This window comes from Exobacillus caeni, assembly GCF_005747095.1.
GTDB lineage: Bacteria > Bacillota > Bacilli > Bacillales > Guptibacillaceae > Exobacillus > Exobacillus caeni.
Genome location: NZ_SWLG01000005.1, coordinates 139,378 through 151,420, shown reverse-complemented (window position 1 = coordinate 151,420; position 12,043 = coordinate 139,378). Strand labels below are relative to the sequence as shown.

General features: G+C 39.5%; 13 protein-coding genes. 8 read left to right on the top strand and 5 right to left on the bottom strand.

Annotated features, from left to right (window positions below):
- Positions 1–76: 76 nt before the first annotated feature.
- The 4 genes from mecA (at position 77) to pepF (ending at position 5,606) form a co-directional block, all read left to right on the top strand.
- Complete coding sequence (gene mecA / locus FCL54_RS08255) at positions 77–751, top strand: adaptor protein MecA (protein ID WP_138125235.1); 675 nt, start codon at positions 77–79, stop codon at positions 749–751.
- A gap of 121 nt (positions 752–872) precedes the next feature.
- Positions 873–2,384, top strand: a complete 1,512-nt coding sequence (gene cls, locus FCL54_RS08250) for a cardiolipin synthase (RefSeq protein WP_138125233.1) — start codon at positions 873–875, stop codon at positions 2,382–2,384.
- Positions 2,385–2,460: 76 nt separating this feature from the next.
- The gene (locus FCL54_RS08245) at positions 2,461–3,642 is read left to right on the top strand and encodes a competence protein CoiA (RefSeq protein WP_171016742.1); all 1,182 of its coding nucleotides are present in this window, start codon (positions 2,461–2,463) and stop codon (positions 3,640–3,642) included.
- A gap of 143 nt (positions 3,643–3,785) precedes the next feature.
- The gene (gene pepF, locus FCL54_RS08240; protein ID WP_138125229.1) at positions 3,786–5,606 is read left to right on the top strand and encodes an oligoendopeptidase F; all 1,821 of its coding nucleotides are present in this window, start codon (positions 3,786–3,788) and stop codon (positions 5,604–5,606) included.
- A 205-nt stretch (positions 5,607–5,811) separates the two neighbouring features.
- On the opposite strand, the gene FCL54_RS08235 is transcribed toward pepF, so the two are convergent.
- The 4 genes from FCL54_RS08235 to FCL54_RS08220 form a co-directional block, all read right to left on the bottom strand.
- Positions 5,812–5,991 carry a hypothetical protein gene (locus FCL54_RS08235; RefSeq protein ID WP_138125227.1) on the bottom strand — a complete coding sequence of 60 codons (180 nt, stop codon included), beginning with the start codon at positions 5,989–5,991 and terminating at the stop codon, positions 5,812–5,814.
- Between the two features lie 83 nt (positions 5,992–6,074).
- Positions 6,075–6,953 (bottom strand): ClpXP adapter SpxH family protein, encoded by an 879-nt coding sequence (locus FCL54_RS08230; RefSeq protein WP_246055190.1) that lies wholly within the window; start codon positions 6,951–6,953, stop codon positions 6,075–6,077.
- Positions 6,954–7,015: 62 nt separating this feature from the next.
- The gene (locus FCL54_RS08225; protein WP_138125223.1) at positions 7,016–7,396 is read right to left on the bottom strand and encodes a globin domain-containing protein; all 381 of its coding nucleotides are present in this window, start codon (positions 7,394–7,396) and stop codon (positions 7,016–7,018) included.
- Between the two features lie 132 nt (positions 7,397–7,528).
- Positions 7,529–8,119, bottom strand: coding sequence for a CYTH domain-containing protein (locus tag FCL54_RS08220; RefSeq protein WP_138125221.1), 591 nt, complete (start codon positions 8,117–8,119; stop codon positions 7,529–7,531).
- A 126-nt stretch (positions 8,120–8,245) separates the two neighbouring features.
- Between FCL54_RS08220 and FCL54_RS08215 the strand changes: the two genes are divergently transcribed.
- From FCL54_RS08215 to FCL54_RS08200, 4 genes are all read left to right on the top strand, one after another.
- A complete protein-coding gene (locus FCL54_RS08215; protein ID WP_138125219.1) occupies positions 8,246–8,629 on the top strand; it encodes a UPF0738 family protein in 384 nt (127 codons plus the stop codon).
- 38 nt (positions 8,630–8,667) lie between these two features.
- A complete protein-coding gene (gene yjbM / locus FCL54_RS08210; protein WP_138125217.1) occupies positions 8,668–9,285 on the top strand; it encodes a GTP diphosphokinase in 618 nt (205 codons plus the stop codon).
- A 35-nt stretch (positions 9,286–9,320) separates the two neighbouring features.
- Positions 9,321–10,118: an NAD kinase gene (locus FCL54_RS08205; RefSeq protein ID WP_138125215.1), complete on the top strand. Its 798-nt coding sequence runs from the start codon at positions 9,321–9,323 to the stop codon at positions 10,116–10,118.
- Positions 10,119–10,229: 111 nt separating this feature from the next.
- The gene (locus tag FCL54_RS08200) at positions 10,230–11,138 is read left to right on the top strand and encodes an RluA family pseudouridine synthase (RefSeq protein WP_138125213.1); all 909 of its coding nucleotides are present in this window, start codon (positions 10,230–10,232) and stop codon (positions 11,136–11,138) included.
- On the opposite strand, the gene prpE is transcribed toward FCL54_RS08200, so the two are convergent.
- A complete protein-coding gene (gene prpE, locus FCL54_RS08195; RefSeq protein ID WP_138125211.1) occupies positions 11,127–11,864 on the bottom strand; it encodes a bis(5'-nucleosyl)-tetraphosphatase PrpE in 738 nt (245 codons plus the stop codon). The two genes, FCL54_RS08200 and prpE, sit on opposite strands and share 12 nt — an antisense overlap.
- Between the last annotated feature and the right edge of the window lie 179 nt (positions 11,865–12,043).

The following is a 12,043-nucleotide window of genomic DNA, read 5'->3' as shown; positions in this document are numbered from 1 at the left end:
TGAGTAATAGTAAGATATTATAGAACAAGGGAGATGCCTTCCGGTTACAAATAAACAGGAGGGGAGAGAAGGGTTTATGGAAATAGAACGAGTAAATGAATTCACGTTAAAATTTTTTATAACATATAGAGACATCGAAAATCGCGGCTTTGATAGAGAAGAAATCTGGTATGACCGGGAAAGAGGAGAAGAACTTTTCTGGGAAATCATGGATGAAGCGCATCAAGAGGAGCAGTTCCCGCTTGAAGGACCGTTATGGATTCAGGTTCAAGCGCTAGAAAAAGGGCTGGAAATTGTTGTAACTCGTGCACAGATGTCAAAAGACGGATCAAAATTAGAGCTTCCAATTTCAGATGAAAAGCAAATTGATCTACCGGTCGATGAAAATATCGAAAAGCTGCTTGATCAAAAGTTTGCTCAAGATGAGGATTCTGATCTTAACGACGAGACAACAAACAGCCCGTTATCATTCATGATCGGCTTCCATGATTTCGAAGATGTCATCGCATTAAGCCATCAGTATACACCATTTGATGCAGCATCAGAACTTTACCACTTTGAAGGCCGATATTATCTTCACGTCGTTTTTGGTGAAGAAAGTACTGAGGAAGAACAAGAAGATCAACTTAGCCAACTGCTTGAATTTGGCTATGATGCTGAAGTGACCCTGCATCGAGTACAGGAATACGGAAAGGAAATTCTCTCGGAAAACGCACTGGAACAGCTTAAAAATCATTTCCCAATGCTATAAATATGAGCCGATTTTCTATTTTGTGAAAATCGGCTCTTTTGTTTTCTGTAAAGGAAAGATTCATAACGTTATGATATGATGGGAACAGAAGTGTGAACCGTTTAGTAAGGAGAACAGAAAAATGTTTAAGCGAATTCAGATTATTGTTTTTGTATTGTTTGTAGCATTGGCACTCTATTTTACAGAGCAGTATTGGGAGAACTGGCTGCTTGGGGTGATAAGTATCCTTTTTTCCTTGTCAGCATTTTTTATTGGGATCGTTATTTTTCTGGAGAACAGGCATCCATCAAAAACTATTACCTGGCTGATCGTCCTGGCGGTCTTTCCTGTCGTTGGTTTTGTTTTCTATATTGTTTTTGGACAGGATTATCGTAAGAAAAAGCTTTTTCAGAAAAAGGCTGAACTGGACGAACAGGCTTTTATGAGAATTGAAGGCAATAGGACATTGAATGAAAATGAACTCGAAAAGATGGGAGACCACCAAAAGTTACTGTTCAGGCTTGCACATAATCTGGGGAAAAGCCCTATTTCCTTTGCGACAGCGACAGAGGTTTTGACAAATGGCAAGGAAACTTTTGATGAAATACTGAAAGCCCTCGAACAGGCTACCCATCATATTCACCTGGAATACTACATAGTTAGAAGCGATGAAATTGGAGAACAGATTAAAGAAGTGTTGATCAGAAAGGCAAAAGAAGGAGTAGAAGTTCGTTTTCTTTACGACTCAGTAGGCAGCTGGAAGCTTTCAAAAACCTATATATCAGAGTTGCTTGCTGCTGGAGTCCAAATGATTTCATTTTCTCCGGTAAGGCTGCCGTTCCTGAATAATAAAATTAACTTCCGTAATCATCGGAAAATCATCGTCATCGATGGAACCATTGGTTTTTCGGGAGGACTAAATATTGGAGATGAATATCTTGGCAGAAACAAATACTTTGGCCTCTGGAGAGACACGCATCTCTTACTGAAAGGGGAAGCAGTAAGGAGCCTGCAGTTGATTTTTCTTAGGGATTGGTACTATATGACTGACCAGGCACTCCTCGACCAGGATTATTTGTCACCAGACCTTGAAGTGCTCAGTGATACAGGTGGCGTGCAAATGATAGCGGGGGGGCCGGACCAGCACTGGGAAACGATTAAAAATTTATTTTTCTCGATGATCGTTTCTGCCAAGAAATCAATCTATATCACTTCTCCGTATTTTATTCCGGATGAAGATATTTTAAGTGCATTAAAGGTAGCAGCATTAAGCGGTATCGATGTCCGAATCATTGTACCCGACAGGCCTGACAAGCGAATCGTTTTTTATGCTTCACGTTCCTATTTTCCCGAGTTGCTTGATGCTGGAGTAAAGGTTTATGAATACAAAGAAGGCTTTTTGCATAGCAAAGTTATCATTGTGGACAATGAATTGGCTTCTATAGGGACTTCCAACATGGACATGAGAAGCTTCCACTTGAATTTTGAAGTGAATACATTTCTTTTTAAAACGAATAGTACTACTAAGTTGGTCAAAGATTTCTTAAACGACTTAGACCATTCGAAGCCGATTGAATTTGTTCATTTTAACAAAAGGCCCATTCTTGCAAGAGTTGTGGAGTCTACATCTCGATTGTTATCCCCTTTATTGTAAATGAATGGATATAAAAGCAGCGCGATGCTGCTTTTTTTGTTGTATAATAGTTTTATTAAAAAGAGAGGGTGGTGCAATGCTTACTGCTATGCGAAAGAACAATGAAATCATTTCCCTGCTTGATCCATGGGAAAAACAGGAGTTGTTGACTCTCAGGGTAAAAGAATCGTTCAGCTGCCCTGCCTGTAAGGAACCTGTGAGACTTAAGCTTGGTACCAGGAAAGCCTGGCATTTTGCACATGAAAGAATGGCATGTGAAATAGAAACAGAACCGGAGTCAGATTATCACATCAAGGGTAAAAAACAACTTTTTGAGTCTATATTTAGGAATCATGCCACTGTCTCCATTGAGCCATATCTAAAGTCGATCAAGCAACGTCCTGATCTCCTCGTCACTTCTTCTTTATCCCCCATCGCACTGGAGTTTCAATGTTCCACAATCCCACACGATTCACTTTCTAGAAGAACAATTTCTTATATTAGCAAAGGAATTAGGCCTGTCTGGATACTTGGCGGCAATAGGTTGAAAAGGAAAAGCTTTTCTGTTTTTTCCTTAACACCTATGGATTTTTTGACCGCAAGGATGAAAGAACCAGAAATGATTTACTTAACTTACTATTGCCCAATTTCTCAACAGCTGGCTTTTGTTTATGATATCCATACTATTTCTCCTTCCTCTGTGTTTGCTTCGGTTATATTTGAGAAAAATGTTTCTTTACGCCTCTCTACTTTGATAAACCCATCCTTACCACAACAGTTCCCTTATGAAGATTGGCTTGCTGTTAAAAGAAAATGGCGGCTTGGAAAACAATTTCCCTTTACTAACTCTTCCTTTTTTCATAAAAGATTTTACGAGCTTGGTATGCCGGTTTCTTTATATCCCTGTGAGGCAGGCATACCAACTAAATTTGATTATTGGTTTGAAACTCCAGGTTATTTATGGCAAAGCTGGATTCTGTTAAAGTTGATCCCTTCTTACGGAAGAGACGAAGTGTTTTCATTCCGGGACATATACGAAGAAATGAAGATATTGCGGGCAAAAAAGATTATTAAAATTAGAAACCTTAAATTCTTGAAAGAGACACATTACTCCTTTTCAATAGCGGATTATTTAATTAAATTATCCAGACTGGGTTTACTGGAGCAGGTCGACGGGTTAACATTCAAACGAAGAGAAAAAGCAAAACTTCCATCGTCCCTTGAAAAAGCGTTTGCCTGTGACCGGGAAGTCCTGGACTTTCTGTATTCTAAAAAATGAATTTTTTAAAATCAAAAGGAAAATGAAATGGAAAAGAGAAAACATGTAAGAGTTAAATGATTTAGAATAATTTGGCTAACATGGTAAGATAATGAGAGGAGCCATCAGGCTTATCATTGAAAGATTTTAATGGAGGTGTCGTAATGTCTGAGGAACAAAAAGTAAAAAAACTTCCTCAAAGGGAAGAAGTAGCAGCAGAGGATAGGTGGAATTTAGAAGCGATTTATGAAACGGATGAAAAATGGGAAGAAGAGTTTAAAAATGTAAAAGAACTGCTGCCTGAAATGGAAAAGTACAAAGGCAAGCTTGGAGAGTCTGCTGAAACGCTCTTTGAGGCGTTGAAGAGGCAGGATAAAATCACAATGAAACTTGGAAAATTATATACATACGCACACATGAGGTATGATCAGGATACAACAAACTCGTACTACCAGGGTTTGAATGATCGTGCTGCAAATCTTGCTACTCAAGTTAGCAGCCAACTTGCTTTTGTGGTGCCAGAGATATTAAGTATACCGGAAGAAACCATCCAAACATATTTAAATGAAAACAAAGATCTCGAATTATATAAACAGGCGTTGGATGAAATTAATCGCCAGCGGCCGCATGTACTTTCTAAAGAAGAAGAAGCCCTTCTCGCGGGTGTGAGTGATGTTACGAACAGTTCAAGCAATACGTTTGGAATGCTTAATAACGCTGATCTTAAGTTTCCTTCCATAAAAGATGAAAACGGTGAAGAAACGGAAGTTACACACGGCAGGTATATTCGTTTTCTGGAAAGCAGTGATAGAAGAGTACGTAAAGATGCCTTTAAAGCAGTATACAATACGTACGGCAAATTTAAAAATACGTTTGCCAGTACGCTTAGCGGAACAGTAAAAAGAGATAACTTTTATGCTAATGTTCGTCATTATGATTCTGCAAGACAGGCTGCACTCGACAATAACAATATTCCTGAGGAAGTCTATGATAACCTTGTGAAAACAGTTAACGATAATCTTGGTTTGCTGCACCGATACGTTAGACTTAGAAAAAAAGCGCTCGGACTTGATGAACTTCATATGTATGATCTCTATACCCCTTTAGTGAAAGATGTAAAGATGGATATAAGCTATAATGAAGCCAAAGAATTGATTCTAAAAGGGCTTGACCCGCTTGGAAAAGAATACCTTAATATTTTGGAGGAAGGCTTCGAAAACCGATGGGTGGATGTTCAGGAAAACGCAGGGAAGAGAAGCGGTGCGTATTCTTCCGGAACTTACGGCACAATGCCATACATCTTAATGAACTGGCAGGACAATGTGAACAATTTATTTACCCTTGCCCACGAGTTCGGGCATTCTGTACACAGTTACTATACTCGCGAAACCCAGCCTTATCCTTATGCAAATTATTCTATTTTCGTGGCTGAAGTTGCATCAACATGCAATGAGTCGCTTTTGAATCACTACCTTTTAAATGAAACAGAGGATAAGAAGAAAAAGCTATATTTATTGAATCACTATCTTGAAGGCTTCAGGGGAACAGTGTTCCGCCAGACAATGTTTGCAGAATTTGAGCATGAGATCCATGAACGTGCAAGAAACGGAGAAGCCCTTACCCCTGAACTTCTAACAAAGCTATATTATGATTTAAATGTTAAATACTTCGGTGATGATCTTATAATTGATGAAGAAATAGGATTAGAATGGTCAAGAATTCCTCATTTCTATTACAATTATTATGTTTACCAGTATGCAACCGGTTTTAGTGCAGCGGCTTCGCTTTCAAAACAAATCCTGGAAGAGGGTGAGCCGGCAGTTGAACGTTATATTAATTTCTTAAAAGCGGGAAGCTCTGACTATCCGATCGAAGTGCTGAAAAAGGCGGGGGTAGATATGGCGTCACCTCAACCGATCGAAGATGCTCTGAAAGTCTTTGAATCGATTCTAACAGAAATGGAACAACTTTTGTTTAACGACTAGACCAAATGAAAAAGCTGGTCAGCAGTAACTTACGTAGCATATGTCGCAGTTTACCTATTTAGTGCAAAAACAAAAAAAATACGAAAACGCCGAAAGAAAAATCCGAACTAATTCAAATTCTTATGAAAGAATTTTGAATCATAGTTCGGATTTTCTTTTGGATAAAATACTTTTGTACCAGCCTCTTTTTAATTGTTCCAAAAAGTTACTTTCCGAATCCCCTGAAGCGATTCCGTTCGTTTAGAGTATTCACTGTAAGCAATATTGAGAGAAACAGGAACACGATTCCGAGAACAAGAGGCGTAAACTTCATAACTGAAAGAACGAAGAATACAAAGCTGATCAACACAAGTATAAAACATAGCAACAATAAGTACTTATTCATCTTTCTCCCTCCTAATATATTTTATTGGTTTGGTGTTACGTTATGTATAAGAAAAAATCAGGACAGCTGAACGCCGTCCTGAATTAATCACCAATGTATCTCCAGAAAGTACCGTATTTTACCGGTATTCTTTCCACTACCTGTTTAAGGGATAAAGCTTTCATTTTTGATTCTGCTAAACTGGAAGAAATGCCGTAAACGACCGCTACTTCCTGTGTTGCTACAAATTTATACTTTTTCAAGAAATCTTCAAGGGGAGGTGGAGCATCTGGTGTCGGATCAACTTTTAGCATTTCCCTTAGAATATTGACATAGACGTCATAGTTATACATTCCGGTTACTTTAATGCCTTCTTCATCTATGTTTTCATTAAAAAACACTAATGTCGGTAGTTCATCTACTTCCATTTCATATGTGATTTTCATATCACACTGAAAGGCTTTTATTGCTCCCTGGGAATGAAGATCTTTTTGAAACTCATGCAGGTCAAGGCCTGAGTCTTCAGCACAATGAAGAAGCACTTCTTCTTTTGTGATATTTTGTTTCTGTAAGAAGACCACTTCCCTTAATTTCCGCAAGAAACGCGAACCGGCTCTTTTTCCCTGCAGTTCTGCAGCCTTGACTGCGATCGATGCTCCATAAGGCGTGCTGATAGGATCCTCAAACCAGAGATCCCCATCACAAGACATTCCAGACCGGTTAGCAGTTTGCTCCCATTTTTTTGCCATGTCTTTATGGTTGTTAATCCCTTTTTTCTTTTTTCTATATGAATTCAAGGTAGCCAAATTACCGCCGATTAAGTGTCGTATCGTAAAATAATCTCCGTATTCTATTTGAAGTTTTTTAATGATAGGCTCTAATCCCCAGCACTCTGGACATAAAGGATCTACAAAAGAGTATATCTCAATTGGTTTAGAAATCCGCTGGGAGGAGGTGGCACATTCAGATTCGCATTGATGTATGTTTTCAAATCCAGGATCGCTGCCGGACCCAGCATCATAAAAAGTCAATATGATTCTCCTTTCTAATCCAGTTTGTCTGTGTTGACCATGTGATGTGCAGTAAACGTAAGCCTGCTGAATATTTGATCGCGCATAGGATTTTCAAGCCCGATCTCATCCATTGCTTCATCCATGCAGGACAACCATGCATTCGCCCTGCCAGGTGTAATTTCAAAAGGCAAATGGCGAGCTCTTAACATAGGGTGCCCGTCTTCATCTGAGTATAGGGTAGGCCCGCCGAGAAACTGTGAAAGAAATTGATGTTGCTTTCTTTGTGTTTCTGTCAAATCATCCGGGAAAATCGGGATTAAGTCAGGATGTTTTGCGACCCTTTTATAAAATGCGGCTACAAGCTTTTTTATCGTCTCATCGCCGCCGATTGCTTCGTATGGAGTTTGATTCATCGTAATTCTCCTTTAACCAACAAACATTTTACAAGTTTATTTTAGCAAGCCGTAACGAAAGGAGGCAAATAATCGGATTCAGAGAGCAAAATATCGGACAGTAGATAAAACAAAAAAACAATAGCCTCTAAGCTATTGTTCTCCATTCAGCTTTTGTTTATAGTCAAAAAAACGGCGGATTTTGTTAGGTGTTTTTCTCTCCGGTATCTGATTCTGTTTAAGAAAATAGTAAAAAGCAGTTTTTCCTGCTTCCAGATCTGTTACTTCGAATTCCAATTCGTAATCCTCGGTGCCAAGGTAACAACTTCGGTCAAGGACGAGAAGTCCGTTCGAAAGCTGTTTTTCAAATCGGAAAGTTGTTAAAGTCCCTAAAAAAGTAACCCGGTTGGGATCGACCGAAAGTGCTTTTAACGCTTTGTAAACTTCTCCAGTTGGAAACGTTTTGCCGTTTTTAATATTTTCCAGTTCGTCATCGGTAATATTCTGATGGGTTTCAAGCAAGGCTTCTTTATGCGGTTGTTTTAATGTTAATGTGTTTTTTTCGTTTTTCACCCTTACACGTAACGCAGACCCGGCTGCCTTCAGCAGAAAATCCGGGGTGTCGAAGTAAAGGTTATGCTGTTCGATTATTTCGTTATCTGTAACCGAATAAGATAAAAGGAGTTTTTTGTACTCTTCCCTCGTTAGTAAGTTTTTAAATTCAATTTCCAACTCTTGTCCCATGAGACTATCTCCTCTCCGCAGGCTAATGGAAATTATGCCACAGTTAACAGAAATGTACAAATCATGAAAAGGGAGTATGGATTATGATAAACTAATGATGATGTTTTATAGAAGGGAGAATTTATTATGGCTAACAGATATAATGTGACATTCTTTGAAGACCAGGAAAGTGAAGCTTCGTTTAAAATAGATGATAATGCTTTATCGATAAAGAATCTTGAACCAGCAGAAAGGGTGCTCGTCGATTCAGATAATATGGCTTTCATTTATTTATTCGACGGGGAAGAAGGGTATACGTATTTTGGTTTCCAAAAGGATACCTGGCCGATGCTAAATATGATGATAAAGAATGACAAGAAAGTATACATACTCGATAACGAGAACAACAAAAAGGAACTTATCCAATTAAAAGAGGAAATGGAATACTTGATTGAGAATATTAATGGGAATGCAAATTACGGAGTTGACCTCGTGTCTGCAGTAGAAGAAGTGTTCTTCGCTTCTGCTTAGGCACCGGTAATGTTGAATTTCTAGCTGGTGGTGGTTGCATGGATTGGGAAGTGTTCTTAACGCCGTATAAACAGGCTGTTGAAGAGCTTAAGATAAAGTTTAAAGGAGTAAGGGATGAATACGAACAGGCGGACCATCATTCGCCTATTGAATTTGTCACCGGAAGGGTAAAGCCGATCAGAAGTATACTGGATAAGATGAAGAGAAAAAGGATCTCAATGAAGAACCTCGAGGAAGAGATGCATGATCTAGCTGGAATTCGAGTTATGTGCCAGTTCGTCGAGGATATTAACAGGGTTATTGAACTTATCAGAAAGAGGAACGATATAGAAATAATAGAAGAGAGAGACTATGTAACAAGGCAAAAAGAAAGCGGGTACCGTTCTTATCATGTCGTTGTGAAGTATCCTGTTCAGACGATTGAAGGAGAAAAGCAAGTGCATGTCGAGATCCAAATAAGGACACTGGCCATGAACTTCTGGGCAACGATTGAGCATTCCCTTAACTACAAATACAATAAAAAAATACCGATCAATATTCAAAAGCGTCTGCAGCGTGCCGCTGAAGCTGCCTCAAGGCTTGATGAAGAAATGTCTGAAATCAGGGATGAAATAAGAGAAGCACAAAAGGTTTTCCAAAAGAAGGAAGAAAAATAGCCGAGTATCGAAATAAGAAAACAAGGGTGTTGCCGATGAAGTTTTCTATTATGTCAAAGGGAGATAAGATTTCCAATAGACTTCAACACAGGATAAAAAACTATCTTGTTGATTTTAACCTTGAATACGATGAAGGAGAGCCTGATATCGTTATTTCAGTTGGTGGAGACGGAACATTGCTCCATGCTTTTCACCATTATATCGATCGATTAGACCAGACAGCTTTTGTTGGCGTTCATACCGGCCATCTGGGTTTTTATGCGGACTGGGTGCCTGATGAAGTGGAAAAGCTTGTGATACACATCGCTCGCACACCTTTCCAAATCGTTGAATACCCTCTTTTAGAAGTGACGGTGAGATATCTTGATGATTCTAAGGAAAATCGATACCTTGCTCTTAATGAGTGTACTGTTAAAAGTGTAGAAGGGTCACTTGTCATGAATGTGGAAATTAAAGGCGATCTCTTTGAAACGTTCAGGGGAGATGGACTATGTATTTCTACTCCATCAGGAAGTACTGCTTATAATAAGGCGCTCGGAGGGGCGATTATTCATCCTGCCCTGCCTTCAATTCAGCTTTCTGAGATGGCTTCGATCAATAATCGCGTGTTCCGTACAGTCGGCTCGCCGCTTGTTCTGCCACAGCACCATACCTGCTTGCTCAAGCCGGTCAATGATGTTGATTTTAACATTACGATCGACCATTTATTTTTACTGCAAAAAAAGGTGAAGTCCATCCAATGCCGGGTTGCAGAAGAAAAGATCCGATTTGCACGTTTCAGGCCCTTTCCTTTTTGGAAGCGAGTCAAAGAGTCATTTGTAAACGATGAATAAAAAGAAGGATTTTTTAGAAGCAGCGCAGGAGAAGGTTGATCATTAAGACTCCGGCCTGCTTCTGTTTTATGGAAAAGGCAGCAGAACTGACTATTAGAAAGGATAAAGTAAATGGAAAGATTCAGCATACATTGGACGATTGATTCTAACCATTCCGGGATGGTATTAAGGGATTTCTTGATCCGTGAAAAACAAGTTTCTCGAAGTGCACTCACTGACATTAAATTTTCAGGTGGCGCCCTCCTCGTTAACAATAAAGCTGTAACAGTAAGAGAGGTTTTAGCCGAAGGAGACAGCGTGACTGTTATCTTCCCTGCAGAGTCCGCCAGTGGATCAATGAAGGCTGTGGAACAAGGCCTCTCCATTATCTATGAAGATGAGCATATCCTGTTGCTGAACAAGCCGCCGTATTTGCCAACCATTCCTTCAAGGCATTCCAAAACATCACTTGCACAGGGAGTGCTTTATTATTATAAAACGAAAAAGATTGACCGAACGATCCATGTTGTGAACAGGCTCGACCGGGATACGTCAGGAATCGTTTTAATTGCCAAGCATAGATACGCCCATGACCTGCTGGCAAGGCAACAGAAAAAACAGGAAATCAATCGTTTATACAGGGCGGTTGTGCACGGCTATATGAACGAGAGCACGGGGAGGATAGACCGACCGATCGGAAGAAAAGAAAACAGTATCATCGAGCGGTGTGTAAGAGAAGATGGCCAGAGAGCGGCAACTAATTATGAAGTCATAAAAAGGGCAAAGGATTGTTCTTACTTGTCTTTATGGCTTGAAACCGGCCGGACACATCAGATTAGAGTTCACCTTTCTTCTATACATCATCCATTAGTAGGGGATGACTTGTACGGCGGAAAAATGGACAAAATCAAAAGACAGGCGTTACATAGCTATAAAATTTCATTTTTTCATCCTTTTACAGGAGAGAAAATGACATTCAAGGCTTCTTTTCCTGAAGATATGAGCAATTTGATCGATAAAAACTTCGACTCAATCGAATGATTTAAATTTTTCAGGGACAAAAGGCAAAGAGGAAGGAACTGATACCGTAGACATCTCAGGATAGCGAAGTGCAGTTAACGATCCTCCGAAAACGCAACCTGTATCGATATTGATTGTGTTTTTTACTTTTCTCGGCGTTCTTACCGGGGTATGACCGTATACGATGAGTGGCTTCCCGTCATATTTTTGCGCCCAGTCCAGTCTTACTGGAGAGCCGTCAGGATTTTTTTCGCCGGTAATATCGCCGTATAAAACAAATGTTTTTACCTTCTTATTCTTTTGGCCGATGTAATCTTGTCTAATGCCTGCATGTGCCGTAATAAGGTTCCCCTCATCAAGTGTTAAATATAGAGGGGCGTTTTCATATAGTGATTTAAATATTTGTGAGATGCTCCCCCTTGTTTCGGGGTCTAACTGCTCCAATTCTGCGACTGTTGTTTCCAGGCCGTGTGTGACCTGCACATTTCTTCCGATTAGAAAGCGATACAGTTTGTCACAATGGTTTCCTGGCGTATAGTAAGCTTTTGATAATTCTACAAGCCTGTATACCGATTTCACAACAGACAGAGATGCAGGCCCCCGATCTGTTAAATCTCCTAAAAATACAAGCCGTCTTCCTTCCGGATGAATAGGTACGCCATGTTCCCAGCTGTATCCTTTCTTTTTTGTTAACTGTTCAAATTCCCTATAACATCCGTGGATGTCACCGATGATATCGAAACACATTGGAATTCACCTCTATAATAGATTGGTTAAATTATCTTCTATTTATCTTTTCCACAATTGGAAAGTATCTAACGAAAGAAAGTGTGCAACGCGGCGGGCATAAAAAAAGGGAAAAAAGGGAATTAACATTGCAATCACCAAACACTTTCTTTTAAAGAAAGGAATAATTTCCTTTGACA

Excerpts from the sequence above, each read along its gene's own strand:
- mecA (WP_138125235.1), top strand. The coding sequence starts at position 77 with ATGGAAATAGAACGAGTAAATGAATTCACGTTAAAATTTTTTATAACA.
- cls (WP_138125233.1), top strand. The coding sequence starts at position 873 with ATGTTTAAGCGAATTCAGATTATTGTTTTTGTATTGTTTGTAGCATTG.
- FCL54_RS08245 (WP_171016742.1), top strand. The coding sequence starts at position 2,461 with ATGCTTACTGCTATGCGAAAGAACAATGAAATCATTTCCCTGCTTGAT.
- pepF (WP_138125229.1), top strand. The coding sequence starts at position 3,786 with ATGTCTGAGGAACAAAAAGTAAAAAAACTTCCTCAAAGGGAAGAAGTA.
- FCL54_RS08235 (WP_138125227.1), bottom strand. The coding sequence starts at position 5,991 with ATGAATAAGTACTTATTGTTGCTATGTTTTATACTTGTGTTGATCAGC.
- FCL54_RS08225 (WP_138125223.1), bottom strand. The coding sequence starts at position 7,396 with ATGAATCAAACTCCATACGAAGCAATCGGCGGCGATGAGACGATAAAA.
- FCL54_RS08220 (WP_138125221.1), bottom strand. The coding sequence starts at position 8,119 with ATGGGACAAGAGTTGGAAATTGAATTTAAAAACTTACTAACGAGGGAA.
- FCL54_RS08215 (WP_138125219.1), top strand. The coding sequence starts at position 8,246 with ATGGCTAACAGATATAATGTGACATTCTTTGAAGACCAGGAAAGTGAA.
- yjbM (WP_138125217.1), top strand. The coding sequence starts at position 8,668 with ATGGATTGGGAAGTGTTCTTAACGCCGTATAAACAGGCTGTTGAAGAG.
- FCL54_RS08205 (WP_138125215.1), top strand. The coding sequence starts at position 9,321 with ATGAAGTTTTCTATTATGTCAAAGGGAGATAAGATTTCCAATAGACTT.
- FCL54_RS08200 (WP_138125213.1), top strand. The coding sequence starts at position 10,230 with ATGGAAAGATTCAGCATACATTGGACGATTGATTCTAACCATTCCGGG.
- prpE (WP_138125211.1), bottom strand. The coding sequence starts at position 11,864 with ATGTGTTTCGATATCATCGGTGACATCCACGGATGTTATAGGGAATTT.